The following is a 25154-nucleotide window of genomic DNA, read 5'->3' as shown; positions in this document are numbered from 1 at the left end:
CGCCCCGTGGACTTCCCCGACCAGGCACGCATACCCGCACCCGGGAAGCGTCATCCCGGCGCGGTGCGCGGCCGGTGGCGTTCCCCTTGCGTGCGCGTCACTCTACGGGTTGATGCCGGGCGAGAGGGAACCAGTCCGCGTCCCCGTGTGCATCTGCCCGGAACGTCCCCCTACCCTGCGGTAATCCGTTCTGGCAGGCTTCGTTCATGACTGCGCGCGCCGCCGACCGGGCCCGTTACGACCGGGCCACCGCCCATCTCGACGCCCCTCTCGCGATCGTGGACCTGGACGCCTTCGACGCCAACGCGGACGACATGCTCCGCCGGGCCGGCGGTAAGCCGATCCGGGTCGCGAGCAAGTCCGTGCGCTGCCGGGCGCTGCTCGAACGCGTCCTCGCGAAGGACGGCTTCACGGGTGTCATGTCGTTCACCCTCGCCGAGTCCCTGTGGCTGGCGCGGTCCGGTTTCGACGACGTCCTGCTGGCCTATCCGTCCGCGGACCGGGCCCGCTTCGCCGAGCTGACGAGTGATCCCAAGCTCGCGGCCGCGGTCACCGTGATGATCGACGACCCGGCGCAGCTGCGGCTGATCGACGAGTCCCGCTCGGGTGGCCGTGAAGTGGTGCGGGTGTGCCTGGAGTTGGACACCTCGCTGAGGCTGTTCGGCGGCCGGGTGCGGGTCGGTGCCCGCAGGTCGCCGCTGCACTCCCCCGCCCAGGTCGCCGACATGGCCCGGGCGGTGGCCCGCCGGCCGGGCTTCGAGGTGGTCGGGATCATGGCGTACGAGGGGCACGTCGCGGGTGTGGGCGACTCCGTGCCGGGGCGGCCGCTGCGCTCACGTGCCGTCCGGCTGATGCAGGCCAGGGCCCGCCGGGAGCTGGCGGAGCGGCGGGCCGCGGTGGTGCGGGCCGTCCGGGACGTGGTGCCGGGGCTGGAGTTCGTCAACGGCGGCGGGACGGGCAGCGTGCAGTTCACGGCCGCCGAGGAGTGCGTCACCGAGATCGGGGCCGGTTCGGGGCTGTACGTGCCGCGTCTGTTCGACAACTACACGTCCTTCACGGGGCGTCCGGCCGCGCTGTTCGCGCAGCCGGTGGTGCGCCGGCCGGGGGTCGGTGTGGTGACCGTGCTCGGCGGCGGCTATCCCGCGTCCGGTGTCGCGGGCACGGACCGGCTGCCGGTGCCGTACCTGCCCGAGGGCCTGCGGTACGACCCGCAGGAGGGGCCCGGCGAGGTGCAGACCCCGCTGCTCGGCTCCCCGGCCGACGATCTGCTGATCGGGGACAAGGTGTGGTTCCGGCACGCCAAGGCCGGGGAGCTGTGCGAGCGGTTCGACGCGCTGCATCTCGTGCAGGGCGACACGGTGACGGAGACGGTGCCGACGTACCGGGGCGAGGGTCACACGTTCCTGTAGCCGGGCCGGCCGGACGGGGGCACTCCCTTCCGGCCGGACGGGGCGCCGGGCTACAGCGGGGTGACGTACGCCCCGGAGATCCCGCCGTCGACCAGGAAGTCGGTGGCGTTCACGAAGGACGAGTCGTCGCTGGCCAGGAACGCGACGGCGGCGGCGATCTCGTCGGCCTCGGCGAACCGGCCGACGGGGATGTGGACGAGGCGCCGGGCGGCCCGCTCGGGGTCCTTGGCGAACAGCTCCTGCAGCAGCGGGGTGTTGACCGGCCCGGGGCACAGGGCGTTGACCCGGATGCCGTCGCGGGCGAACTGCACTCCCAGCTCACGGGACATGGCGAGCACGCCGCCCTTGGATGCCGTGTAGGAGATCTGGGAGGTGGCGGCGCCCATCCGGGCCACGAAGGACGCCGTGTTGATGATGGAGCCCTTGCCCTGCCGCCGCATGTAGGGGATGGCGGCCTTGCAGCACAGGTAGACGGAGGTGAGATTGACCTCCTGGACCCGCTTCCACGCCTCCAGGCCGGTCTCCAGGATGGAGTCGTCGTCGGGCGGTGAGATGCCGGCGTTGTTGAAGGCGATGTCGACGCTGCCGTAGGTGTCGTTCGCGGTCCTGAACAGCGCCTCGACCTGCTCGGCGTCGGTGACGTCGACCTTCACGAACGTCCCGCCGACCTCCTCGGCGACGGCCTTGCCGCGCTGCTCGTCGACGTCGCCGCAGACGACGTGCGCCCCTTCGGAGGCGAGCCGGCGGGCGGTGGCGAGGCCGATGCCGCTGCCGGCTCCGGTGATGACGGCCGTACGGCCGACGAGGCGACGGCACACGATTGCTTCGGTCACTGTGCGGGGCCCTCCGTGCTGATGAAGACGTTCTTGGTCTCGGTGAAGGCGGTCAGGGCGTCCGGTCCCAGTTCACGGCCGATGCCGGACTGCTTGAACCCGCCGAACGGGGTCCAGTAGCGGACGCTGGAGTGGGAGTTGACGGACAGGTTGCCGGCGCGGACGGCCTGCGAGACGCGCAGGGCGCGGCCGACGTCGCGGGTCCAGATGGAGCCGGACAGGCCGTAGTCGGTGGCGTTGGCCAGTCGTACGGCGTCCGCCTCGTCCTCGAAGGGGAGGACCACGGCGACGGGGCCGAAGACCTCCTCGACGGCCACGCGCGCCCGCGGGTCGACACCGGTGAGGACGGTCGGCGGGAACCAGAAGCCGGGCCCCTCGGGCGCCTTGCCGCGGATGCCGGGCGCCCGCGGGTCGACGTAGGAGCGGACCCGGTCGAGCTGGGCGCGGGAGATCAGCGGGCCCATCTGGGTCTGCTCGTCGGCCGGGTCGCCGACCCGCACGGCCTCGATCGCCGGGGCCAGCAGTTCCAGGAAGCGGTCGTGGACGGAGCGCTGGACGAGGATGCGGGTGCGGGCGCAGCAGTCCTGGCCGGAGTTGTCGAGGAAGGACAGGGGCGCGGCGGCCGCGGCGGCTTCGAGGTCGGCGTCGGCGAAGACGACGTTGGGGCTCTTGCCGCCGAGTTCGAGGGTGACGCGCTTGAGCAGGGCGGAGCCCTTCGCCAGGACCTGCTTGCCCACGGTGGTGGAGCCGGTGAACACGATCTTCGCGACGCCCGGGTGGGTGACCAGGGCGTCGCCCGTGACCGGGCCGTGGCCGGGCAGGACCTGGAACAGCCCTTCGGGCAGCCCGGCCTCCAGGGCGAGTTCCGCCAGCCGCAGGGCCGTCAGCGGGGTCGTCTCGGCGGGCTTGAGCAGGACGGCGTTGCCGGCCGCGAGCGCGGGGGCGGTGCCCCAGGCGGCGATCGGCATGGGGAAGTTCCAGGGGGCGATGACGGCGACGACGCCGAGGGGTTCGGGGATCGTCACGTTCAGGCCGCCGGCGACCGGGATCTGCCGGCCGGTGAGCCGCTCCACTCCCCCGGCCGCGTAGTCGAGCAGGTCGCGGACGTTGCCCGCCTCCCAGCGGGCGTTGCCGAGGGTGTGCCCGGCCTCGCGGACCTCGAGGCGGGCCAGTTCCTCGAGGTGGTCGTCGACGGTGGCGGCGAACCGGCGCAGCAGGCGGGCGCGTTCGCCGGGCGCGAGGGCGGACCATACGGCCTGCGTCCTCGTGGCGCGTACGACGGCCGCGTCCACGTCGGCGGCGCCGGCGGCCGGGACGGTGGCGACGACCTCTTCGGTGGCCGGGTTCAGGACCTGGAGCCGGTCGGATGCCTGGAGCTGGTCGGACAAGAAGGGCCTCACATGCGTTCGAAGGAGCGGCGCAGCTCCCAGTCGGTCACCGCGGCGTCGAAGGCGTCGAGTTCGACGCGCGCCATGTTGCGGTAGTGGGCGACGACCTCGTCGCCGAAGGCGGCCTTGGCGATGGGGCTGTTCTCCCAGAGTTCGGCGGCCTCGCGCAGCGTGGTGGGGACGTGCTCGAAGTCGGCGGTGTAGGCGTTGCCGGCGCAGGGCTCGGGCAGTTCCAGCTTCTGCTCGATGCCGTACAGACCGGCGGCGACGAGCCCGGCGACGGCGAGGTGCGGGTTGACGTCGCCACCGGGGAGCCGGTTCTCGAAGCGCAGGGAGCGGCCGTGGCCGACGACGCGCAGGGCGCAGGTGCGGTTGTCGCGGCCCCAGGCGACGGCGGTCGGCGCGAAGGAACCCGGCGCGAACCGCTTGTAGGAGTTGATGTTGGGTGCGTACAGCAGGGAGAAGTCGCGCAGGGCGGCGAGCTGGCCGGCCAGGAAGTGCCGCATGACCTCGGACATGCCGTCGGGCCCGGCCATGACGCTGTCGCCGTCGGCGTCGGCGAGCGAGAGGTGGATGTGGCAGGAGTTGCCCTCGCGCTCGTTGTACTTGGCCATGAAGGTGATCGAGACGCCCTCCTGGGCGGCGATCTCCTTGGCGCCGGTCTTGTAGACGGCGTGCTGGTCGCAGGTGACCAGGGCCGCGTCGTACCGGAAGACGATCTCGTGCTGGCCGGGGTTGCACTCGCCCTTGGCGGACTCCACGGTGAGCCCCGCGGCCGCCATCTCGTTGCGGATGCGGCGCAGCAGGGGCTCGATGCGGCCGGTGCCCAGCACCGAGTAGTCGATGTTGTACTGGTTGGCAGGGGTGAGACCCCGGTAGCCGGCGTCCCACGCCTGCTCGTAGGTGTCCTTGAAGACGATGAACTCCAGCTCGGTGCCGACGTTCGCCGTGTAGCCGTGCTCGGCGAGGCGCTCCAGCTGGCGGCGCAGGATCTGGCGGGGCGCGGCGGCCACGGGTGAGCCGTCCTCCCACGCGAGGTCGGCGATCAGCATCGCGGTGCCGGCGTTCCAGGGGACGCGGCGCAGGGTGGTGAGGTCCGGGTGCATGGCGAAGTCGCCGTAGCCGCGGTCCCAGGACGACATGGCGTAGCCGTCGACGGTGTTCATCTCGGTGTCGACGGCGAGCAGGTAGTTGCAGCCCTCGGTGCCGTGGTGCAGGACCTCGTCGAGGAAGAACCGGGCGGCGAACCGCTTGCCCTGGAGCCGGCCTTGCATGTCGGGGAAGGCCAGGACGACAGTGTCGATCTCACCGCCGGCGACGAGGGCGCGCAGCTCCTCGACGCTCAGCGGGGGTGTGCGGTCTGCCACGGGAGAGCCTCCATTCGGCTACTTCGGTCAGCCGGGAGCCATAAGGTATTGCGCAGGACCATTGATTGGGAAGGGGGTCCGGTGACATGTCGCGGACGGACACGGGGCACGGGGCGCCCGGGGCCGCCGACCGGCTGACGTCGGTCCTGCGGCCGGTGCGGGCCGGCAACGGCTTCGAGGAGGCCCTGGAGCAGATCCTCCAGGTGGTCAGGCTGGGCCTGGTGCCGGGCGGGGAGCGGCTGCCGGCGGAGCGGGAGCTGGCCGAGCGGCTGGGGATCAGCCGGGTGACGCTGCGCGAGGTGCTGAAGGTCCTCCAGGACCAGGGGCTGGTCGAGTCGCGGCGCGGGCGCTACGGCGGCACCTTCGTGCTGCCGCGCACCGAGACGCCCGGCGAGGAGGAGCTGCGGCGCCGGCTGAAGGACGTCGACGTGGAGGACGCGCTGCGCTTCCGTGAGGTCCTGGAGGTGGGCGCGGCCGGGCTGTGCGCGGCGCACGGGCTGGACGAGAAGCAGGCGGACCGGCTGCGTGAGGCGCTGGCCCGCACGCACGACGCGCCGCTGAGCGAGTACCGGCGGCGGGACACGCTGCTGCACCTGACCCTGGCCGAGCTGTCCGGCTCCCCCACGCTGACCGCGCAGTACGCGGCCGTCCGCGCGAGCGTCAACGACCTGCTGGACTGCATCCCACTGCTGGTGCGCAACCTGGAGCACTCGCAGCGGCAGCACAGCGCGCTGGTGGAGGCCGTGATCGACGGCGACGCCGAGGAGGCGCGGGAGATCATGCGCGAGCACTGCGCGGGCACGGCGGCGCTACTGCGGGGCTTCCTCGGCTGAGCGACGGCGCGGGCTTCCTCGGCGAAGCTGATCGCTGCGCGAGTTGACCGGGGACCGAGGCGCGACCGGGGACCGAGGCGTGACCGGGGACGGCCGGGGAAGGTTTTACGGGCGATTAACGCACGGGGCTTGCCTTCCCCGGACGGCGACCGCAAAGGTATGCATCCATTCCATTGCGCCGGAGCCCGGTCGTCGACCCCACCGTGCCCGGAACAGTCCGTGCCCGTCGCCCCGTGGGGAGTCCGCACATGTCCCAGGAATCCACCGACACCCCGTCCGCCGCGGAGGCGGACGACTATCTCAGCCGCAGAGCGCTGCGCCGCGGCAGCGCCGGCTGGGTGCTGCTGACCGGTCTCGGCGTCGCCTACGTGGTCTCCGGCGACTACTCCGGCTGGAACTTCGGCCTGGCCGAGGGCGGCTTCGGCGGCCTGGCGATCGCCATGGTGCTCATGGGCGCGATGTACGCATGCATGGTCTTCGCGCTCGCCGAGCTGTCCTCGATCCTGCCGACGGCCGGCGGCGGCTACGGCTTCGCCCGCCGGGCGCTCGGCCCCTGGGGCGGCTTCCTCACCGGTACGGCCATCCTCATCGAGTACGTGCTCGCGCCCGCCGCCATCGTCATCTTCATCGGCGACTACGTCGAGTCGCTCGGCCTGTTCGGTCTGGAGTCGGGCTGGCCGCTGTACCTGGTGTGCTTCGCGATCTTCCTCGGCATCCATCTGTGGGGCGTGGGCGAGGCGCTGCGGTTCAGCTTCGTCGTCACCGGCATCGCGGTCGCGGCCCTGGTCGTGTTCGCCCTGTCGGCGCTGCCCGAGTTCTCGTTCGGCGCGCTGGACGACATCCCGGTGGACCCGTCGGCCGCCGGGTCGAGTTCGTGGCTGCCGTTCGGTCTGCTCGGGATCTGGGCGGCGTTCCCCTTCGGCATGTGGTTCTTCCTGGGCGTCGAGGGCGTGCCGCTGGCCGCGGAGGAGACCAAGGAGCCGGCCCGGACGCTGCCGCGGGCCATCCGCTGGTCGATGGGCGTGCTGGTGGTCCTGGCCGTGGTGACCTTCTTCGCGGCGGCGGGGGCGCGCGGCTCGTCCGCGATCCAGGGCGCGGGCAACCCGCTCGTCGAGGCCCTCCAGCCGGACGGCGAGGCGACCACGCTGAGCCGGATCGTCAACTACGCGGGCCTGGCCGGGCTGGTGGCCTCCTTCTTCTCCCTGATCTACGCGGGCTCCCGGCAGCTGTTCGCGCTGTCCCGCGCCGGCTACCTGCCCCGCTTCCTGTCCCTCACCAGCCGCCGCAAGGCGCCCTACCTGGGCCTGCTCGTGCCCGGCAGCATCGGCTTCCTGCTGGCGGCGGCGTCCGGCAACGGCGCCAGGATGCTGAACATCGCCGTCTTCGGCGCGACGATCTCCTACGCGCTGATGTCCCTGTCGCACATCGTGCTGCGCCGCCGCGAGCCCGGGCTGCCGCGGCCGTACCGGACGCCGGGCGGGGTGGTGACCTCTTCCGTCGCGCTGGTGCTGGCGTGCGCGGCGCTGGTGGCGACGTTCCTGGTGGACGTGACGGCCGCGCTCATCGCGGTCGCGGTGTACGCCGTGGCCGTGGCCTACTTCGGGCTGTACAGCCGCAAGCACCTGGTGGCGAAGGCACCGGAGGAGGAGTTCGCGGCGCTGGCGGCGGCCGAGGCAGAGTTGACACGGGACTGAGCACAGCGGGAAGGAGCGGTCGTGAGCAGGCCGTTGATCGGGGTCAGCACCTATATGGAGGTCGGGGCGCGCTGGGGCGTGTGGGAGCTGGAGGCGGCCCTGCTGCCGGTGGGCTACCCGCGGCTGGTGCAGCGGGCGGGCGGCCTGGCCGCGATGCTGCCGCCGGACGACCCCGAGCACGCGGCGGCCGCCGTGGCCCGGCTGGACGGGCTGGTCGTCGCGGGCGGCCCGGACGTCGATCCGGTCCGCTACGGCGCCGAGCGCGACCCCCGCACGGGCCCGCCGGCGCCGGACCGCGACGTCTGGGAGCTGGCCCTGATCGACGCGGCGCTGGCGGCGGGGATCCCGCTGCTCGGGATCTGCCGGGGCATGCAGCTGCTGAACGTCGCCCTCGGCGGGACGCTCGTCCAGCACCTGGACGGGCACGCGGAGGTCGTGGGCGTCTTCGGCGGCCACCCCGTCAAGCCGGTGCCGGGCACCCTGTACGCCGCCGCCGTCCCGGAGGAGACGACCGTACCGACCTACCACCACCAGGCCGTCGACCGCCTCGGCGAGGGCCTGGTCCCCTCGGCCCACGCGGCCGACGGCACGGTGGAGGCGGTGGAACTCCCCACCGCCGGCTGGGTCCTGGGCGTGCAGTGGCACCCGGAGATGGGCGACGACGTGCGGGTCATGCGGGCGCTGGTGGAGGCGGCGGGCGGCTGATGCGCGGGTCGCGGGCCGGCGATCCGGCGCCTGCCCCACCTGCGCGCCCGGTCCCGGGCGGCGGCACCGGCGCCCTTCGGCCGCCCGGCAGGGCGTGGTCGACCTCCTCGGCGCCGCGCCGGTCGCGGCGGGCCGTCCCCGCCGAGCCGACGGCAGCCGCCCGTCCCGCCGACGGAAGGCGTTCTCCGGCGTACTCGGGCGCCGCCGGCCACGGGCCGAAGGCTCCCGCGGGTGCGGGCGGCGGATGATCGATCCGGCGGATCCGGGGGCCGCGCCCCGCGCCGGCCGCAAGCCGCGAGCGGCCGGTCCCGCGGGCGGAACCCCCTCCACCCCCGCGTCAGCGACAGCACGTCCCCTGGACGAAGCCCCTCCACCCCCGCGTCAGCGACAGCACGTCCCCTGGACGAAGCCCCTCCACCCCCGCGTCAACGACAGCACCGCCCCTGGACGAAGCCCCTCCACCCCCGCGTCAACGACAGCACGTCCCCTGGACGAAGCCCCTCCACCCCCGCGTCAACGACAGCACGTCCCCTGGACGAAGCCCCTCCACCCCCGCGTCAACGACAGCACCGCCCCTGGACGGAGCCCCCTCACCCCCGCGTCAGCGACAGCAGGTCCCGTGCCGGGCCGACCGGACGGTGGCCCGTCGGCCAGACCGCTCGCAGGTCACGGGCCAGGGAGACGCCGGACAGGGGGATGCCGACCAGACGGCGCATGGCCAGTTCCTCCCCCACCGCGAGTTCGCTGAGGACCGCGGGGCCGGCTCCGCTGACGGCGGCCGCCTTGACCGCCGTCGTCGAGGACAGTTCGATCAGCGGCCGGGCCAGTCCGCCCAGTGCCGCGTCCAGGACCTGCCGGGTGCCCGAGCCCTTCTCCCGCAGGATCAGCGGGGTCGCCCCGAGCTCCGCCGCGTCCAGCGGCCTGCGCCGCCGCGACCAGGCGTGTCCCGGCGCGGTGACCACGATCAGGTTGTCGTGGGCGATGACGACCGAGTCCAGCCCGGTCGGCACGGTCAGCCCCTCGACGAACCCGAGGTCCGCCTCGTCGGCCAGGAGCCGCTCCGCCACGGCCGCCGAGTTCCCGGCGTGCAGGGACACCGCGGTGTCCGGCCGCTGGGCGCGCAGGGCGAGCAGCCACCCCGGCAGCAGGTACTCGGCGATGGTCATGCTCGCCGCGACCCGCAGCCGCGAGTCCCGCCGTACGCGCAGGGCCTGTGCCCCGGCGTCGAACGCCTCCGCCGCCTCCACGACCCGCCGCGCCCAGTCCGTCACCAGCGCCCCGGCGTCGGTCAGCCGTGAGCCGCGCGGCGACCGGTCCACGAGCGCGACCCCCAACTGGCGTTCCATGGAGCGGATCCGGCTGCTCGCCGCCGGCTGCGTGATGCCCAGCTCCCGCGCCGCCCCGCCCAGACTGCCCAGCCGCGCGACCGCCAGCAGGAGTTCCATCGCGCCCAGATCGGGGACGCGGTGCGCCACGGACCCGGCACGGTACGTCTCCCCCGGCTGCTCGCTCATAAGGTCAGTTTATGTCGCCATAGGGAGAGGCTCCCTGGTGGGCCGGGCGGAACACCCCGACGCTGAGGCCATGGTCACCGCCGTCCGTCACCTCGGACCCCACTGGTACGCCGCCGTCATGGGCACCGCCGCCGTCGCCACCGCGGGCGCGGCGCTGCCCGTGCCCCGCGTCCCGGGCCTGCGCACCGTCTGCGCGGCCGTCTGGGCGCTGTCGCTGCTGCTGCTCCTCGCCCTGCTTTCGGCCCGCGCCCTGCACTGGGCCCACCACCGCGACCAGGCCCGTGCCCATCTCCTCGACCCGGCGGTGGCCCCGTTCTACGGCTGCCTGTCGATGGCCCTGCTCGCCGTCGGCGGCGGGGCCCTCACCGCCGGCCGCGTGTGGATCGGCGACCGGGCCGCGCTCGGCCTGGACGCCGTGCTGTTCACCGCCGGTACGGCGACCGGGCTGGCGGCGGCCGTCGCCGTCCCGTACCTGATGGCGGTACGGCACCGGGCCGAGGCGGCCCAGGCGACGCCCGTGTGGCTGCTGCCGCTGGTCGCGCCCATGGTGGCCGCGGCGACCGGTCCGCTCCTCGTGCCGCATCTGCCGCCGGGTCAGCTGCGCCGGACGCTGCTGCTGGGCTGCGTGGCGTTGTTCGGACTGAGTCTGCTCGCCACCGCGCTGATGCTGCCGCTCGTCTTCGCCCGGCTGATCACCGGGGGTCCGCTGCCGCTCGCGTCGACGCCGTCGCTGTTCCTGGTGCTGGGGCCGCTCGGGCAGTCCACGACCGCCGTCGGCGCGTTCGCGGACGCCGCCCCGGGCGCGTTGCCCGCCCCGTACGCCGACGGCTTCGGTGTGCTCGCCGTGCTCTACGGCGTGCCCGTGACGGGTTTCGCGCTGCTGTGGCTGGGGCTGGCCGCCGCGCACGTCGTCCGGGCCCGGCAGCACGGCATGGGCTTCGCGATGACCTGGTGGGCGTTCACCTTCCCGGTCGGCACCTGTGTCACCGGCGCGGCGGCGCTCGCCCGGCACACCGGGCTGTTCGTCTACGACGGGCTCGCCGTGGGCCTGTACGGCCTGCTGGTCGCCGCCTGGGCCGTCGCCTCCGTGCGCACCGCGCGCGGGCTGCTCAGCGGAGCGCTCCTCGCAGCGCCCCGGCCAGCACCCGTGGCGCCTCGGCCAGTGACGGTCCGTACCACGTCAGGTGCCGTCCGCTGACGAGTGCGCAGGGCACCGGGGCGAACGCCTCGGGCCCGTCGCCGGCCGTGAAGCGGTACGGCTCGTCCGGGAGGACGACCACGTCGGGGGCCGCCGCGCGCAGGTCGTCCAGCGGGACGCGCGGGTAACGCTCCGGATGGCCGGCGTACCGGTGGTCCACGCCGAGGCGGGCGAGGACGTCCCCCGCGAAGGTGTCGCGGCCCAGCACCATCCAGGGCCGCCGCCACACCGGCACGACGGCCGTCACCCGGCGCGGGAGCCCGCACGGGGCCGCCCAGGCGGCCTCCGCCTCGTCCAGCCACCGCGGGCGCGTCCGCACCCCGCACGCGTCCAGCACCCGCGCCAGCTCACGGAAGGACGCGGGTACGTCCCGCACCTCGGTCAGCAGGACACCGACGCCCGCGGCGCGCAGCGCGTCGAGGTCGGCGGCGCGGTTCTCCTCCTCGTTGGCGACCACCAGGTCGGGCTCGAGGGCGGTGATCCGGTCGAGCGCGGGGTTCTTGGTGCCGCCGACCCGGGTGACGTCCAGGCCGTGGGGGTGGGTGCACCAGTCGGTGGCGCCGACGAGGAGGCCGGGCGCCGACACGTCGACGGCCTCCGTCAGCGACGGCACCAGGGAGACGACGCGCATCAGCGGCGCGGCCGGTCCCGGACCGCCTCGATGTGCTCGGCCACGGCGACGACGACGATCCGGGTCTCCGGCACGGTCGCCCGCCACCGGTGGCGCACCCCGCCGGTCAGATACAGGGTGTCGCCGCGGCCCAGGCGGTAGGCGCGGCCCTCGGCCTCGATCTCCACGGCACCGTCGGCGACGTACATCAACTGGTCGTTGCGGTGCTGCAGTTCCCGCCCGGCATCGTGGTCGCCGGTGTACTCGGAGGCGTGCATCTGGTGGTGACCGCGCACCAGCGACCGGGTGCGCGGCTCCGGTGCCGGGTCGGTGGTGTCGGCGCGGACGACGTCGACGCTGCACGCCGGGTCGGCGGCGGCGAGGAGTTCCACGGCGGTCGTGCGCAGCGCGTCGGCGACCTTCTCCAGGGAACTCTGGCTGGGGCGCGCCCGGTCGTTCTCGACCTGGCTCAGGAAGGGCACGGACAGGCCGCTGCGCCCGGCCACGACGGCGAGCGTCAGGTTCAGGGCACGACGGCGCCGGCGCACCGCCGCGCCCACCCGGAGGGGCTGCTCTTTGTGGTCGCCCATCGCTTCGGCTCCCTCCTTCGCTCGCCGGTCCGTCCACCTCGCGCCGGCCGTCCGGCGCGCACCTTTCGTTGGGTTCTCTGCACCCTACGCATGTTCGGCAAACCGTTTCATGCGCCCGTCGCATCGACGGCACATCGGGGGGAGCGCGACCCGCCGGATCGCGCCAGGACCACCGGCCGCCGGACGCGTCACGGGCCGGGACGCGCGCCCCGGCCACCGCCCCGGCGGACATGACCCGCTGCCTTGTTCAATGCGCCTGCCGCCCCCCGTGTTCCCTCGGCGCCGGGGACCGACGGCCCAGCTCCCGGGGCCGGGCGCAGCCGCGCGCCCAGCGGTGAAACCGGCCCGGGGCAGCGGCGTTCGGGGACCCCGGTCGGGCGGGGAAGGTCGCCCTGCGTGGTTGGCCGGATCCTTTTCGTAGGGGTGGTGCCGCCCCGGAGACGGAAAACCCCGAGGGGCGGGCGCGCGGTACGAAGGGGAAGAACGTACGGCGTGACCCGCCCCTCGGGGGCGGCGGTCGGGTCCGTCAGGTCACCCGGCCGCCTGGCTCTTGTGCTCCGATCCGGCGACCGGGGCCCACTTGTCGACCAGCCCGGGGTCGCGGTCCAGCCAGGCGCGCACGGCGTCCTGCTCCTTGCCCTTGCCGGCCCTGGTGATCTCCGACTCCAGACCGGTGAGCTGCTTCTCCGTCATGGAGAAGTCCTTCAGCCACGCGCCGACCTCGGGGTTGTCCTCGGCGAAGCCGTCGCGGGAGAGGGTGTGCACCTCGTCGCCCGTGCCCCAGGCGCCCTTGGGGTCCTTGAGCTTCTTCAGGTCGTAGTCGCTGTACGCCCAGTGCGGCGACCAGAGCGTGACGACGATGGGCTCCTTCTTGGCGTACGCCCGCTTGAGCTCGGCGAGCATCGCGGGCGTGGAGCCGTCCACGACGTCGTACGAGCCCTCCAGGCCGTACTCCTTGAGGACCTTGTCCTTGAGCAGGCCCATCATCCCGGCGCTCGGCTCGATGCCGACGATCTTGCCCTTGAGGTCGGCGGACTTGTCCTTCAGGTCCTCGAGCGAGTTCACGTCCTTCATGTACGAGGGGACGGAGAGCTCCAGCGAGGTGGGGCCGTACCAGGAGCCGAGGTCGTCGAGCTTGTCGCCGTACTTCTTCCAGTACTCCTCGTGCGTGACGGGCAGCCAGGAGTCGGTCTGGAAGTCGATCTGCCCGGTGGCGAGGCCGGTGTAGAGCGGCCCGGCGGCGTACTGGGTGGTCGTGACGTCGAAGCCGCGCCGCTCCAGCAGCTCCTTCCACAGGAACGTGGAGGCGATGCCCTCGTCCCAGGGGATGTAGCCGAGCTTGATCTGCCGGCCCTCACCGATGTTCGTGGCGGACGCCTCGGTGGTGCCGGAGGAGGGGCGGAAGACGCCCATGCCGCCCGCGACGAGGGCCAGCACGGCGACGCCGGCCACCGCGACGACCGGGCGCGGCCGGTGGTTCCAGGCCATTCGGGTGCCGGTCACGCGGGCCTTGGCGGCGCTGCGGCGGCCGAGCGGGGAGATCTGCGTGCCGAGGGCGCCGGTGACGCGGTCGAGGTAGATGGCGAGGACGACGATGCCGACGCCCGCCTCGAAGCCGAACCCGATGTCGAGCTGGCCGATGGCCTCGTTGACCGCGCCGCCCAGGCCGCCGGTGCCGACCATGCCGGCGATGACGACCATCGACAGGCTCAGCATGATGACCTGGTTGACGCCCGCCATGATCGTCGGCAGGGCCAGCGGGAGCTGGACGCGCAGCAGGGTGTCGCGGGGCGTGGTGCCGAAGGCCTCGGCGGCCTCCACCAGTTCGCCGTCGACCTGCCGGATGCCCAGCTCGGTCATGCGGACGCCGGGGGCGAGCGCGAAGATCAGGGTGGCGATGACACCGGCGGCGGTGCCCAGCCCGAAGAACAGGATGGCCGGGATGAGCAGCACCATCGACGGCATCGTCTGGAGCAGGTCCATGACGGGCCGCAGCACCGCGCCGACCGTCCTGGAGCGGGCCGCCCAGATGCCCAGCGGGACCGAGATCACCAGGGCGATGACGGTCGCGACCAGGACCAGGGCCAGCGTGGACATCGCCCGGTCCCACAGGTCGAGCGAGTCGATCAGGGCGAATCCGGCGAAGGCGAGGACGCCCGCGACCAGTCCGCGCAGCCACCAGGCCAGCACGGCGAGGATGCCCGCGAGGAGCAGGGGTTCGGGTGCGGTCAGGACGGTGTTCACACCGTCGTACATGCCTTCCACGACGGCCTTGACGGCGTCGAAGAGCCAGCCCATGTGGGCGACGAGCCAGTCGACACCGGAGTCGACCCAGTCGCCGAGACGCAGCCTAGGCACGGGCGGTCACCTTCCCCTCGGGGTGGTCGCAGGGGGAGGGATCGGCGCTCTCGTCGCCGAGGAAGCCGATGAGCCGGCGGCGCGGTACGACGCCGACGACCCGGCCCGACTCGTCCACGACCGAGACGCGGTGCGTGAGCCGGGTGCTGATGGCGCACAGCTCGGCGAACGTCGTGTCGGGGGTCGCGGTCTCGCACGCGCACAGCGGGGTGTCCGCGGTGACGGCGGTGTCCATGAGCGCGCTCGCGGTGAGCACGCGGGAGCGGTCGACGTCCTGGATGAAGGAGGCGACGTAGTCGTTCGCGGGGCGCAGCAGGATGTCCTCGGCGGTGCCGGTCTGCACGATGCGCCCGTCGCGCATGACGGCGATGCGGTCGCCGAGCCGCATGGCCTCGTTGAGGTCGTGGGTGATGAAGACGATGGTCTTCTTCAGGGTCTTCTGGAGCTGGAGGAGCTGGTCCTGCATGTCACGGCGGATCAGCGGGTCGAGCGCGCTGAACGACTCGTCCATGAGCAGCAGGTCGGCGTCGGTGGCGAGGGCGCGGGCGAGGCCCACGCGCTGCTGCATGCCGCCGGACAGCTCGTCGGGCCAGGACTTCTCCCAGCCGCCCAGGCCGCACAGCCGCAGTGCCTCGGCGGCGCGTTTCTCCCGCTCGGCGCGGGGTACCCCCTGCACGGCCAGGCCGTAGGCGGCGTTCTCCAGGACGCTGCGGTGCGGGAAGAGAGCGAAGTGCTGGAAGACCATGCTGATCTTGTGGGCGCGGACGTCGCGCAGCTCGCGGTCGCCGAGCGCCGTCAGGTCCTGCCCGTCGAAGCGGACGTGGCCCGCGGTCGGCTCCAGCAGGCCGTTCAGCATGCGCAGCAAGGTGGACTTGCCGGAGCCGGACAGGCCCATGACGACGAAGATCTGGCCGGGTTCGACGGTGAAGGAGGCGTCGATCACGGCGGCGGTGGTGCCGTCGGCGCGCAGCTCCTCACGGTCGGATCCCTGGCGGAGCCGTTCGACGGCCTGGTCCGGTCGTCTGCCGAACACCTTGAACAGATGGTCGGCCTCAAGCCTGGATGACACGGGTACCTCTTGTCTCGACGGCGGGTGGACGGAGCGGCCTGCGCAACAGTTGCGCAGGGAGCATCCCGAGGCCGCCCCTGCCCTGGTTCCATGACCACAAACGCACAAGTGGCCCAGCCCACAGGATTGCCACACAGCGTGCCCGGACGCTCACGCGCGGGCCGCTGTCGGTGCCGTGCGGCATGATGCGTGCGTGACCGGACGACTGATGCTCCTCGACACCGCCTCGCTGTACTTCCGCGCCTACTTCGGCGTCCCGGACTCCGTGAAGGCCCCCGACGGCACCCCGGTGAACGCCGTGCGCGGGCTCCTCGACTTCATCGACCGCCTCGTCAAGGACCATCACCCGGACGAGCTGGTGGCCTGCATGGACGCCGACTGGCGGCCGCAGTGGCGGGTCGACCTGATCCCCTCCTACAAGGCGCACCGCGTCGCCGAGGAGCACGAGGCGGGCCCCGACGAGGAGGAGGTCCCCGACACGCTGTCGCCGCAGGTGCCGGTGATCGAGGCGGTCCTGGACGCGCTCGGCATCGCCCGCGTCGGCGTCGAGGGGTACGAGGCGGACGACGTGATCGGCACGTTCACCGCGCGCGCGAAGGGCCCGGTCGACATCGTCACCGGCGACCGCGACCTGTACCAGCTGGTGGACGACGCGCGCGGCGTCCGCGTGCTGTACCCGCTGAAGGGCGTCGGCACCCTGCAGCTCACCGACGAGGCGTGGCTGCGCGAGAAGTACGGCGTCGACGGCCGGGGGTACGCGGACCTGGCGCTGCTGCGGGGCGACCCGAGCGACGGCCTGCCGGGGGTGCCGGGGATCGGTGAGAAGACGGCGGCGAAGCTGCTCGCGGAGTTCGGCGACCTGGCCGGGATCATGGCGGCGGTCGACGACCCGAAGGCGAAGCTGACGCCCTCGCAGCGCAGGCGGCTGGACGAGTCCCGGCCCTATGTGGCGGTCGCGCCGACCGTGGTGCGGGTCGCGGCCGACGTCCCGTTGCCGGACGTCGAGGTGGCCCTGCCGCGCGCCCCGCGCGACGCGGAGGCGCTGGAGGCGCTGGCGGCGCGCTGGGGGCTCGGCGGCTCGCTGCAGCGGCTGCTCACGACGCTGGCCGAGTGACGGGCGCGGCCGCCCCGGACGCATGGGGACGGCCGCGACGGGGCAGTCGGCCCGCACTACGCCGTGCACGGCCGTACGAGACGGCCCATGTACCCCGCACGACCCGATCGAGGTGCTAACTTAGGTAAACCTAAGCTCATGAGAGGGAGGCCGTCATGGCTGAACGCCCTGCCCGCAAGCCGCGGAAGGTCCGCTCCGCGCAGGTCGTCCGTACCGAACGGCTGTCCCCGCACATGCAGCGCGTGGTGCTCGGAGGCGAGGGCCTCGCCGACTTCTCGGCGGACACCTGCACGGACCACTATGTGAAGATCCTCTTCTCCCCGGAGGACGTGAGCTACCCCGAGCCCTTCGACCTGGAGCGCATCCGCGAGGAGCTTCCGCGCGAGCAGTGGCCGGTCACCCGGACGTACACCGTGCGGGCCTGGGACCCCGAACACCGTGAGCTGACGCTGGACTTCGTCATCCATGGCGACGAGGGCCTGGCGGGCCCCTGGGCGATGCGCACCCAGCCCGGTGAGACGGTGCGGTTCCTGGGCCCCGGCGGCGCCTACGCCCCCGACCCCGAGGCCGACTGGCATCTGCTCGCCGGCGACGAGAGCGCCCTGCCCGCCATCGCCCGCTCCCTGGAGTCGCTGCCCGCCGGCGCCGCCGCGTACGCCTTCGTGGAGGTCGCCGGCCCCGAGGAGGAGCAGAAGATCGATTCGGACATCGACGTCGTCTGGCTGCACCGCGGCTCCCGCCCGGTCGGCGAGGCCCTGCTCGACGCCGTGCGCTCCTTCACCTTCCCCGAGGGCCGCCTCCACGCCTTCGTCCACGGCGAGGCCCACTTCGTCAAGGAACTGCGCCACCTGCTCCGCGTGGAGCGGGGCGTCCCGCGCGAGGCTCTGTCGATCTCCGGCTACTGGCGCCTCGGCCACAACGAGGACGGCTGGCAGGCGTCGAAGCGGGACTGGAACGCGCGGATCGAGGCCGAACAGGAGGGGGCGACGCCGGCGGCGTAGCCCGGCGGCCCTCTCTTCCTTCCCCGGTGCCGGACGAGCCGACGGCACCGGCGGGCGGCAGCGCGCACGTCGGACGGCGGACACGTCCCATGCGCCGGAGCGCACGCCCTGTTCGGCGGCCGGAAACCGTCGCATGGTGCGAAGCAGGGTTCCCGTGAATCCGGAGAACAGCTCCACCAGTTTGAACAGTTGACGAAACGCACGGTGGCGAAGGAAGGTGTAGGTGATCCACGACCGCGTCGCCGACGCCGCGGTCGTGGCGTGGTGACCACCGATCACCTGTACCGTCCGGCGGTCGCCTCGGAGGTCTTGACTGACGGCACCACACGGCGCGCGATCGACGATGCCCCACTCGGCCGGTTCCGTCAGCGAGCCTCATCCGTGCACGAGTCAGCCATACCGCGGCAGCAGCATAGGGAAGCACAGCGCGTAGTTCCTGGACTTGGTCGACTCCGCCACTCGGAGGGCTTCGTGAAGGGCTCTGTTCCCGCTTGGTCGCCCTGGGCTCCGTCCCGCGACGGTGCTCGGGGGTCGTGGGCCGGCCGCCCGCGCGGAGGAACCGACCTTGTCCGCGGACCTCTGATTCCGGGAGAGGCTCATGCCCCAGAACGTCGCCATAAACTTACCCATTCCGTCCCGGATGAATCCCGGTCTGACAGCCGCCAGGGACCGACATCTGGAGTGGATGCGCCGCCATGGACTCGTGGTGGGCCACATCGCCGCCCGCCGCTACCTGTTCTCGGCGGTGGCGGACCTGGCCGCCTACAGCTACCCGGATGCCGTCGGCGAGGACCTCGACCTGGCCTTCGACACGATGGGCTGGTTCTTCCTGTTCGACGACCTCTTCGACGTACCTGAGGGATGCGAGGCCGACGAGGCCGTCGACGTCTGCCAGCAGCTCATCGCGCTCCTCAGCGGTGGTACGCGGCCGCGCCCCGACAGTGAGCCGCCCCTCGTGACCGCCTTCACGGACATCTGGCGCCGCACCCGGGCGGGCATGTCCGAGGAATGGCGGCTGCGGGCCGCCCACAACTGGGTCGACTACCTGGTCGGCAACCTGACCGAGGAGATCGACCGGCGCACCTGGGTCCCCCAGGACTTCGCCACCCGGATGCGGATAGGACACCGCACCCTGGGACTGATTCCCTCGCTGGACCTCGCCGAGCGGCTCGGGCACTTCGAGATTCCGCCGCTCGTCTGGCACAGCAGCCACCTGGACGCGATGCGCCGGGCCGCCGTCGAGGCCGTCAAGCTCATCAACGAGATCATGTCCCTGGAGAACGACGACGCGCGCGGGGACCCGAACCTCGTGCACTGCCTGATGCGGCAGCGCGACTGCTCCCGGCAGGAGGCCATCCCGATGGCCGTCGCCCTCGTCCAGACCTCGGTCGCCCGGCTCCACGAACAGGCCCGGACGATCCCGTTGGTCTCCTCCCGGCTCGGGCTCACGGGCGCCCAGTCCGAGAAGCTCCACCGTTATGCGACGGCCATGCTCACATGGATACGCGGCAGCTACGACTGGAGCCGGAGCAACGGCCGCTACTCCCCCCTCACGGCCAACGCCCTGCGCCCGGACGAGTCGGGTCAGCTCCACCCCACGAACCTGGCTCCGGTGTCCCGCTAGCCTCTCGTAGGCTGGGCGGCGATGAGACGCCGTACGCCGCCCCCGCCCTCTCCCCTGCCGCAGCTCCACGGGGTGGATCCGATGCGCGTGCGGCTGCCCGCCGCGGACGGCTGGGCGACCGTTCGGGACCATCTCGTGGAGCGCCTCTCCGCCGGGTCCGCCGTCATCGACGGCATGCTGGACACGGGACGGATCGTGGACTCCGCCGGGCACCCGGTGGCACGCGACACCGCGTACGCCCCCGGGATGTACGTCTGGTTCCACCGGGAGCTCGCCGCCGAGGAGCAGGTGCCCTTCCCGATCGAGGTCGTCCACCGGGACGAGCACGTGGTGATCGCCGACAAGCCGCACTTCCTGGCCACCACACCCCGCGGCAGCCACGTCGCCGAGACGGCGCTCGCCCGGCTGCGGCGGGACCTCGGCGTACCGACGCTCGGCGCGGCGCACCGGCTGGACCGTCTGACGGCGGGACTGGTGCTGTTCACGGTCCGGCCAGAGGAGCGCGGGGCCTACCAGTCGCTGTTCCGCGACCGGCAGGTGGCGAAGGAGTACGAGGCGGTGGCCCCGTACGGCCCCGGGCTGGACCTGCCCCGCACCGTGCGCAGCCGCATCGTGAAGGAGCGCGGGGTGATGGCGGCCCGGGAGGTGGCGGGCGAACCCAACGCGGTCAGCCGCATCGAGCTGGTGGAGCACCGCGACGCACGCGCCCGCTACCGTCTCATCCCCCGCACCGGCCAGACGCATCAGCTGCGGGTGCACATGAACGCCCTGGGGGTGCCGATCCTGGGCGATCCGCTGTACCCGGTGGTGACCGGCCCGGTCGCGCCCGGTGACTTCCGGCGCCCGCTCCAACTGCTCGCGCGGACGCTGGAGTTCACCGACCCGATCACCGGGCGCCGGCACCGGTTCGTCAGCTCGCGTGTCCTGGAGTCCTGGTCGTCGTACGACGCCTGGGCCGCCGCCTGACCCGGTGCCCCGCGGGGGGTCACTCGCCACGCCACCAGCGCAGGAAGCGCCGCAGCAGACCGGGCCGGGCGGACGGCTCGGGCGGCGCCGCGGGTGCCGTGGCGGCGGGCGCCGGGATCCTCGCCTGCCGTTCCGGCGTACCGACCTGCCAGGTGCTGACGCGCGGCGAGGCGAGCGGATGCGCGGGCCGGGCCATCACGTCCTGCTGCGGCTTGGGCGCGAACTTCACCGGCAGCTCCACCAGATGCCGGTTCGAGATGGACGACGACCAGCGCAGCTCGTCCTCGGGGCAGGCGAGCTGCACATCCGGCAGCCGGGTCAGCAGGGCGTCCACCCCGACGTCGGCGATCGCACGGCCGATGTCCTGCCCCGGGCATTCGTGCGGGCCCCCGCCGAAGGCGAGATGGGACCGGTTGCCCTGCATATGGGCGGAGAGGTCGGGCCGGACCCGGGGGTCGACGTTGCCCGGCGCGATCCCCATGATCAGGGCGTCGCCCTTGCTGATGTGCTCCCCGCCCAGCTCCGTGTCGTGTTTGGCGACGTACGGCAGGACGGTGCTGAACGGCGGCTCGTCCCAGAGGGACTGCTCGACCGCCTCGGGGACCGTCATCTGCCCGCCCTTGAGCTGCGCCCGGAATCGCGGGTCGGTCAGCACCACCCGCAGCACGTTGGCGATCAGGTTCGCGGTCGCCTCGTAGGCGGCGACCAGGATGATCCGCAGGTGCTGGCTGACCTCGTCGTCGGTGAGCCGTGCCGGATGGCTGATCAGATGGCTGGTGAAGTCGTCCGCCGGCTCGGCGCGCCGGCGGGCGGTCAGCCGCATCAGGACGTCCATCAGATACGCGTTGCTGGCGATGGCGGTCTCGCTGCCCTTGGGCATGTCACGGGCGGCCTGCACGATCCGGTCGTTGTACTCGTCGGGCATGCCGAGGATCTCGCACATCACCATCATCGGCAGGTGCTCGGCGAACCGGCTCACCAGATCGGCGCTTCCGGCCTCGCAGAACTGGTTCACCAGGTGCTGCGTGGCCCGGTTGATGTACCGGCGGATCCCGCGGTGGTCGATGCTCGAGATGGCGCCGGTGACCGCGCCCCGCAGCCGCAGGTGCTCGTCGCCCTCGGCGTGGACGCAGATGGGCTGCCAGGCGAAGTGCGGCATCATCGGGTGGTCGGGCTTGACCGTGCCGTCCTGGAGGGCGGACCACAGCCGGGTGTCGCGGCAGAACTGCGAGGGGCTGCGCACCATGTGGAGGTTCTCCGCGTGGCCGAGCACCACCCAGATGGGCACGTCGTCGTGGAGCAGCACCGGGGCCACGGGCCCGTGTTCGGCGCGGAGCTTCTCGTACACGGCTCCCAGGTCCTCCGCCTCGGGCCCGTACAGCCGCCGCAGCCCGCCGGGGCCGATGCCGTGTGCGGGGCAGCCCGGGGGCGGGGTGGCCGTGGGATCGTCCATACCGGTCGGGAAAGGGGATTCAGACGTCACGATGGTCGCTCCGAAGCGAGGTTGTCCGGTTGCAAGAGGTCGGGGGGAGGACCCGGTCGGCACCAGGGGGACGGCTCGACCGGTGCGTGGCTCACACAGGCGTCTTCGCCGTCGCCAGCGCGTGCAGGAAGTGCATCAGGGTCATCAGGACGTCCCGGCTGGAGGCCCGGCGGCGGACGTCGCACTCGACGATGGGGATCTCCTCGGCCAGGTCGAGGGCCGTGCGCAGCTCGGAGACGGCGTAACGGGGCGCGTCCGGGAAGGTGTTGACCGCCACGACGAAGGGCACACCGCGTTCCTCGAGCCGCCCTATGACGTCGAAGCTGACCTCCAGGCGGCGGGTGTCGGCCAGGACGACCGCGCCCAGCGCGCCTTCGAACAGCCCGTTCCACAGGAACCAGAAGCGTTCCTGGCCCGGGGTGCCGAACAGGTACAGCACGAGCTGTTCCGTGATGCTGATGCGGCCGAAGTCCATGGCGACCGTGGTGGCCGTCTTGGTGTCCGAGCCGTAGTTGTCGTCGACGCCGATACCGGCCTGCGTCATGGTCTCCTCGGTGGTCAGCGGTTTGATCTCGCTGACCGACCCGACCATGGTCGTCTTGCCGACGCCGAAGCCACCCACGATCACGATCTTGACCGCGGCCTCGGCCGTCTGCGGCAGTTGGTCCTCGGTCCGTGGACCAGGGACGACGTCAGAGCCTTTGAAGTCCATGCATCACCGCTTCGAGGATTGAACGGTCGGCGACTGCCTGGCGCACGATCGGCGCGCGGGCGGTCACCAGCCCGGCCGTGAGCATGTCGGTGAGAACGACCGTCATCATGCTGAACGGCAGGCTGAGATAGGCCGAGAGTTCGGCCACGGACAGGGGGGCCGTACACAGCCGGAGCAGTGCCGCTTGCTCCGGTGTGGCCGAGGGCGGGGGGTCGGCGCGCGCCACGATCAGCGTGACGAGGTCGAGGTCCCCGTCCCGCTCCCCGCCGTCGGGGCCGGCCACGACGAACAGCCGTTCCGGGTTCTTCTGCTTCCCGGCGGGTGCGGGCGGTGGAGGTAAGTGTTCCTGGGGTTCGCGCCGCCGGCGTTTCGGAGGAGTCATACGGTCTGCCCGTTCCGCCGGGGCGGACTGGTGAGATGGGCGCCGATGCGGGCCACGAGGTCGGACATGCGGTTGCTCATCAGGCCGGGCTCGGCGAACGTGTCGGACAGGACGGCGAGATAGGCGTTGGCGCCGGCGGCCATCAGATAGAAGTAGCCGCCGTTGATCTCGATCAGGACCATCTTCATCTTGCCGTCGCTCTTCGGGATCTCCTGGGCGACCGCGCTGGCCAGGCTCTGCAGGCCGGCGCAGGCCGCCGCGACCCGGTCGGCGGTGTCGGGTTCGCCGCCGTAGCGGGCGATGCGCAGACCGTCGGCGGACAGCACGACGATCATCTGGATGCCTGGTACGCCGTCGTAGAGCTCCTTGAGCATCCAGTCGAAGTTGGCACGCTGCTGGATCACTTGAGGTCCCCCTCGTCATCGGCCTCGGGGCGGGCCGGTTGGGTTCGCGGTTGGAGTGTGAGCGGGTCCGGCTTGTCCTTGAGTCCGTTCCAGAACGCCTCCACCCAGGCGCCGGGCACGGGCTCGTCCTCCGCCGGTGCGGCGGGCTCGGGCTCGGCCGCGCGCGTCGACCAGATCGTCGGACGGCCCTCCCGCTCGGCCTGCTCGATGGCCGCCTGCTCGGCGATCCGCTTGCTGAGCGGGGTCTTCACCCGGCTGCGGCGCTGGGGCAGTCCGTTCGCGGTCCACTCCGTGACGACGGGGACGTCGTCCTCCATGGAGACCGCCGCGGGGATCCTGGGGCTGGTGGGGCGGCGCTTCTTGGGGGCGCGCTTGGGTCCTTCGAGCACGTCGGGGCCCTCCGCCTTGGGGGCGGCGCCGGCGCCGATGCCGTGGGCGAGACCGGGAGCCGGCTCGGTGGTCATCATGTCGCGCGGCACGACGAGGACGGCGCGGACACCGCCGTACGCCGACGACCGCAGCGAGACCTGCATGTTGTACGCCGTGCACAGGCGTCCCACGACGGCCAGGCCGAGGCGCGGGGACTCGCCGAGCTCCTGGAGGTCGGTGCCCTGCTTGGCCCGTTCGAGCATGCCCTCGACCCGGGCGCGGGCCTCCTCGCTGAGGCTGACCCCGGCGTCCTCGATCTCGATGGCGACGCCGGTCTGCACCTCGGTGGCGGTGACGTGCACCTTGGTCTGCGGCGGCGAGTACCGCGTGGCGTTGTCGAGGAGTTCGGCGGCGGCGTGGATGACCGGCTCGACGGAGATGCCGGCGATGTTGACCTTGGCGATCGAGTCCAGGCTGATGCGCCGGTACTCGAGGATGCGGGACATGGCGCCGCGCAGCACGCTGTACAGCGGGACGGGGTCGGGCCACTGCCGTCCGGGGCGGCCGCCGCCGAGGACGGAGATGGAGTCGGCGAGGCGGCCGATCAGCATGGTGCCGTGGTCGATGCGCAGGAGGTCGTCGAAGACCTCGGGGTTGCGCCCGTGGTCCTCCTCCATCTCCCGCAGTTCCACGGCCTGCTGGTGGACGATCGACTGGACGCGGCGGGCGATGCTGACGAAGGAGCGCTGCGCGGAGTCGCGCAGGGCTTCCTCGTGGTCGACGAGGTCGATCATCTGGCGCACGAACTCCACCTGCACCGGGGGGAGTTCCGCGTACGACGGATCGATCTCCCCCAGGTCCCGCATCACCTCGTACGGCGAGGCGCCGCACCGCAGCCGGTGGATGGCGGCCGGCGTGATCTCCGTGGCGAGGCGGACCATCTCCTCCTCGTGGGCGGCGACGCGTCGTTCCAGATACGCGATGTGACGGGCGTGCTCGGCCTGCGCGTCCCGCAGGGCACGTCCACGGCGGACCGCCTCGGCCGCACAGGCCAGCACGAGCGCCAAGGCCACGGCACCGCACACACCGACGGCCGTCCGGGCCGGTTCCGCCACGACGGCGACGGCGGCTCCGGTGGCCGCGGCCATCGCTATGGCCGGCAGCAGAAGCACGCGCGCATAAGGGAGTTCACGCCGACGGGTCGGGGATTGAACGCTCACCATGTGGGCCCTCTGAAATGGATCGAGTGGGTGTAGGGAGGGTTTGCAGGGGGGTATGTCATGGGTATGTCGGACTTCTCCGATGTTTAGGGAACAAGCGCACGAATACACCTCAACTCGGTGCGCTGCGGGCGAGCTTAGTCCGACCGGATCATCGCCGTGTCATATTCAGCAAGCACCTGAAACGGCCCGTGCGGCAGGAGTACGCTCGGCTCTTTTGCACGCTGGGCACACATTCGAACACGGAATGTCATGACGTACGCGTGTGCGAATACCACTCACGTGAAGGCCCCGTTTCCGGGGCGGCGAGA

At 72.4% G+C, this 25154-nt stretch carries 22 protein-coding genes; 9 read left to right on the top strand and 13 right to left on the bottom strand.

Annotated elements, in window-relative coordinates; translation table 11 throughout:
• Positions 1-206 precede the first annotated feature (206 nt).
• Entirely contained in the window at positions 207-1409 is a 1203-nt protein-coding gene (locus tag ABZ899_RS03385; protein WP_361340061.1) for an amino acid deaminase/aldolase, read from the top strand.
• Positions 1410-1459: 50 nt separating this feature from the next.
• Here the strand turns inward: ABZ899_RS03385 and ABZ899_RS03380 are convergent, their stop codons facing one another.
• From ABZ899_RS03380 to ABZ899_RS03370, 3 genes are read right to left on the bottom strand one after another with little or no spacing between them, the layout of a single operon-like run.
• The gene (locus ABZ899_RS03380) at positions 1460-2242 is read right to left on the bottom strand and encodes a 3-oxoacyl-ACP reductase (protein ID WP_361340059.1); all 783 of its coding nucleotides are present in this window, start codon (positions 2240-2242) and stop codon (positions 1460-1462) included.
• Complete coding sequence (locus tag ABZ899_RS03375; RefSeq protein WP_361340056.1) at positions 2239-3630, bottom strand: aldehyde dehydrogenase family protein; 1392 nt, start codon at positions 3628-3630, stop codon at positions 2239-2241. Before ABZ899_RS03375 ends, ABZ899_RS03380 begins: the two co-directional genes overlap by 4 nt.
• Before the next feature lie 8 nt (positions 3631-3638).
• Complete coding sequence (locus ABZ899_RS03370) at positions 3639-4997, bottom strand: glutamine synthetase family protein (protein ID WP_361340053.1); 1359 nt, start codon at positions 4995-4997, stop codon at positions 3639-3641.
• An 86-nt stretch (positions 4998-5083) separates the two neighbouring features.
• Here ABZ899_RS03370 and ABZ899_RS03365 point away from each other — a divergent pair, with 86 nt between their 5' ends.
• The 3 genes from ABZ899_RS03365 to ABZ899_RS03355 all read left to right on the top strand — a co-directional run bounded on the left by ABZ899_RS03365 (position 5084) and on the right by ABZ899_RS03355 (position 8229).
• Positions 5084-5830 (top strand): FCD domain-containing protein, encoded by a 747-nt coding sequence (locus ABZ899_RS03365; protein ID WP_361340050.1) that lies wholly within the window; start codon positions 5084-5086, stop codon positions 5828-5830.
• A 248-nt stretch (positions 5831-6078) separates the two neighbouring features.
• Entirely contained in the window at positions 6079-7524 is a 1446-nt protein-coding gene (gene eat, locus ABZ899_RS03360; RefSeq protein WP_361340048.1) for an ethanolamine permease, read from the top strand.
• 33 nt (positions 7525-7557) lie between these two features.
• Positions 7558-8229, top strand: coding sequence for a gamma-glutamyl-gamma-aminobutyrate hydrolase family protein (locus ABZ899_RS03355; RefSeq protein WP_361340558.1), 672 nt, complete (start codon positions 7558-7560; stop codon positions 8227-8229).
• Positions 8230-8819: 590 nt separating this feature from the next.
• Here the strand turns inward: ABZ899_RS03355 and ABZ899_RS03350 are convergent.
• Positions 8820-9743: a LysR family transcriptional regulator gene (locus tag ABZ899_RS03350; protein ID WP_361340046.1), complete on the bottom strand. Its 924-nt coding sequence runs from the start codon at positions 9741-9743 to the stop codon at positions 8820-8822.
• A gap of 70 nt (positions 9744-9813) precedes the next feature.
• On the opposite strand from ABZ899_RS03350, the gene ABZ899_RS03345 reads away from it, so the two are divergent.
• Positions 9814-10941 carry a TDT family transporter gene (locus ABZ899_RS03345; RefSeq protein WP_361340043.1) on the top strand — a complete coding sequence of 376 codons (1128 nt, stop codon included), beginning with the start codon at positions 9814-9816 and terminating at the stop codon, positions 10939-10941.
• Here ABZ899_RS03345 and ABZ899_RS03340 read toward each other — a convergent pair.
• The 4 genes from ABZ899_RS03340 to ABZ899_RS03325 all read right to left on the bottom strand — a co-directional run bounded on the left by ABZ899_RS03340 (position 10853) and on the right by ABZ899_RS03325 (position 15568).
• Positions 10853-11572, bottom strand: a complete 720-nt coding sequence (locus tag ABZ899_RS03340; RefSeq protein ID WP_361340041.1) for a helical backbone metal receptor — start codon at positions 11570-11572, stop codon at positions 10853-10855. The two genes, ABZ899_RS03345 and ABZ899_RS03340, sit on opposite strands and share 89 nt — an antisense overlap.
• Positions 11572-12141: an XRE family transcriptional regulator gene (locus ABZ899_RS03335; protein WP_361340039.1), complete on the bottom strand. Its 570-nt coding sequence runs from the start codon at positions 12139-12141 to the stop codon at positions 11572-11574. Before ABZ899_RS03335 ends, ABZ899_RS03340 begins: the two co-directional genes overlap by 1 nt.
• A 531-nt stretch (positions 12142-12672) precedes the next feature.
• Positions 12673-14499: an ABC transporter permease/substrate binding protein gene (locus ABZ899_RS03330; protein ID WP_361340036.1), complete on the bottom strand. Its 1827-nt coding sequence runs from the start codon at positions 14497-14499 to the stop codon at positions 12673-12675.
• A complete protein-coding gene (locus ABZ899_RS03325) occupies positions 14492-15568 on the bottom strand; it encodes a glycine betaine/L-proline ABC transporter ATP-binding protein (RefSeq protein WP_361340033.1) in 1077 nt (358 codons plus the stop codon). Before ABZ899_RS03325 ends, ABZ899_RS03330 begins: the two co-directional genes overlap by 8 nt.
• Before the next feature lie 208 nt (positions 15569-15776).
• Between ABZ899_RS03325 and ABZ899_RS03320 the strand changes: the two genes are divergently transcribed.
• The 4 genes from ABZ899_RS03320 to ABZ899_RS03305 all read left to right on the top strand — a co-directional run bounded on the left by ABZ899_RS03320 (position 15777) and on the right by ABZ899_RS03305 (position 20273).
• Positions 15777-16682: a 5'-3' exonuclease gene (locus tag ABZ899_RS03320; protein WP_361340555.1), complete on the top strand. Its 906-nt coding sequence runs from the start codon at positions 15777-15779 to the stop codon at positions 16680-16682.
• A gap of 155 nt (positions 16683-16837) precedes the next feature.
• Positions 16838-17683, top strand: coding sequence for a siderophore-interacting protein (locus tag ABZ899_RS03315; protein WP_361340030.1), 846 nt, complete (start codon positions 16838-16840; stop codon positions 17681-17683).
• A gap of 685 nt (positions 17684-18368) precedes the next feature.
• Positions 18369-19307: a pentalenene synthase gene (locus tag ABZ899_RS03310; RefSeq protein ID WP_361340027.1), complete on the top strand. Its 939-nt coding sequence runs from the start codon at positions 18369-18371 to the stop codon at positions 19305-19307.
• Between the two features lie 21 nt (positions 19308-19328).
• Entirely contained in the window at positions 19329-20273 is a 945-nt protein-coding gene (locus ABZ899_RS03305) for an RluA family pseudouridine synthase (protein ID WP_361340024.1), read from the top strand.
• 19 nt (positions 20274-20292) lie between these two features.
• Here the strand turns inward: ABZ899_RS03305 and ABZ899_RS03300 are convergent, their stop codons facing one another.
• The 5 genes from ABZ899_RS03300 to ABZ899_RS03280 form a co-directional block, all read right to left on the bottom strand.
• Positions 20293-21726 carry a cytochrome P450 gene (locus tag ABZ899_RS03300; RefSeq protein ID WP_361340022.1) on the bottom strand — a complete coding sequence of 478 codons (1434 nt, stop codon included), beginning with the start codon at positions 21724-21726 and terminating at the stop codon, positions 20293-20295.
• 121 nt (positions 21727-21847) lie between these two features.
• Entirely contained in the window at positions 21848-22468 is a 621-nt protein-coding gene (locus ABZ899_RS03295; RefSeq protein WP_361340019.1) for an ATP/GTP-binding protein, read from the bottom strand.
• A complete protein-coding gene (locus tag ABZ899_RS03290) occupies positions 22449-22850 on the bottom strand; it encodes a DUF742 domain-containing protein (protein ID WP_361340016.1) in 402 nt (133 codons plus the stop codon). The genes ABZ899_RS03295 and ABZ899_RS03290 overlap by 20 nt, the downstream gene beginning before the upstream one ends.
• The gene (locus ABZ899_RS03285; RefSeq protein ID WP_062672133.1) at positions 22847-23254 is read right to left on the bottom strand and encodes a roadblock/LC7 domain-containing protein; all 408 of its coding nucleotides are present in this window, start codon (positions 23252-23254) and stop codon (positions 22847-22849) included. Before ABZ899_RS03285 ends, ABZ899_RS03290 begins: the two co-directional genes overlap by 4 nt.
• Positions 23251-24846 carry an ATP-binding protein gene (locus ABZ899_RS03280; protein WP_361340013.1) on the bottom strand — a complete coding sequence of 532 codons (1596 nt, stop codon included), beginning with the start codon at positions 24844-24846 and terminating at the stop codon, positions 23251-23253. Before ABZ899_RS03280 ends, ABZ899_RS03285 begins: the two co-directional genes overlap by 4 nt.
• Between the last annotated feature and the right edge of the window lie 308 nt (positions 24847-25154).

It is taken from the genome of Streptomyces sp. NPDC046859 (genome assembly GCF_040645135.1).
In the GTDB taxonomy this organism is placed as follows: Bacteria; Actinomycetota; Actinomycetes; order Streptomycetales; family Streptomycetaceae; genus Streptomyces.
The sequence above is the reverse complement of the archived record's forward strand: the minus strand, read 5'-3'. Positions and strand labels throughout refer to the sequence as shown.

Bases quoted from the DNA above. Each gene is read 5' to 3' on its own strand.
- ABZ899_RS03300 (WP_361340022.1), bottom strand. From the start codon at position 21,726: ATGGACGATCCCACGGCCACCCCGCCCCCGGGCTGCCCCGCACACGGC.
- eat (WP_361340048.1), top strand. From the start codon at position 6,079: ATGTCCCAGGAATCCACCGACACCCCGTCCGCCGCGGAGGCGGACGAC.
- ABZ899_RS03310 (WP_361340027.1), top strand. From the start codon at position 18,369: ATGCGCCGCCATGGACTCGTGGTGGGCCACATCGCCGCCCGCCGCTAC.
- ABZ899_RS03365 (WP_361340050.1), top strand. From the start codon at position 5,084: ATGTCGCGGACGGACACGGGGCACGGGGCGCCCGGGGCCGCCGACCGG.
- ABZ899_RS03335 (WP_361340039.1), bottom strand. From the start codon at position 12,141: ATGGGCGACCACAAAGAGCAGCCCCTCCGGGTGGGCGCGGCGGTGCGC.
- ABZ899_RS03345 (WP_361340043.1), top strand. From the start codon at position 9,814: ATGGTCACCGCCGTCCGTCACCTCGGACCCCACTGGTACGCCGCCGTC.
- ABZ899_RS03280 (WP_361340013.1), bottom strand. From the start codon at position 24,846: ATGGTGAGCGTTCAATCCCCGACCCGTCGGCGTGAACTCCCTTATGCG.
- ABZ899_RS03350 (WP_361340046.1), bottom strand. From the start codon at position 9,743: ATGAGCGAGCAGCCGGGGGAGACGTACCGTGCCGGGTCCGTGGCGCAC.
- ABZ899_RS03295 (WP_361340019.1), bottom strand. From the start codon at position 22,468: ATGGACTTCAAAGGCTCTGACGTCGTCCCTGGTCCACGGACCGAGGAC.
- ABZ899_RS03340 (WP_361340041.1), bottom strand. From the start codon at position 11,572: ATGCGCGTCGTCTCCCTGGTGCCGTCGCTGACGGAGGCCGTCGACGTG.
- ABZ899_RS03315 (WP_361340030.1), top strand. From the start codon at position 16,838: ATGGCTGAACGCCCTGCCCGCAAGCCGCGGAAGGTCCGCTCCGCGCAG.
- ABZ899_RS03305 (WP_361340024.1), top strand. From the start codon at position 19,329: ATGAGACGCCGTACGCCGCCCCCGCCCTCTCCCCTGCCGCAGCTCCAC.
- ABZ899_RS03320 (WP_361340555.1), top strand. From the start codon at position 15,777: ATGCTCCTCGACACCGCCTCGCTGTACTTCCGCGCCTACTTCGGCGTC.
- ABZ899_RS03290 (WP_361340016.1), bottom strand. From the start codon at position 22,850: ATGACTCCTCCGAAACGCCGGCGGCGCGAACCCCAGGAACACTTACCT.
- ABZ899_RS03385 (WP_361340061.1), top strand. From the start codon at position 207: ATGACTGCGCGCGCCGCCGACCGGGCCCGTTACGACCGGGCCACCGCC.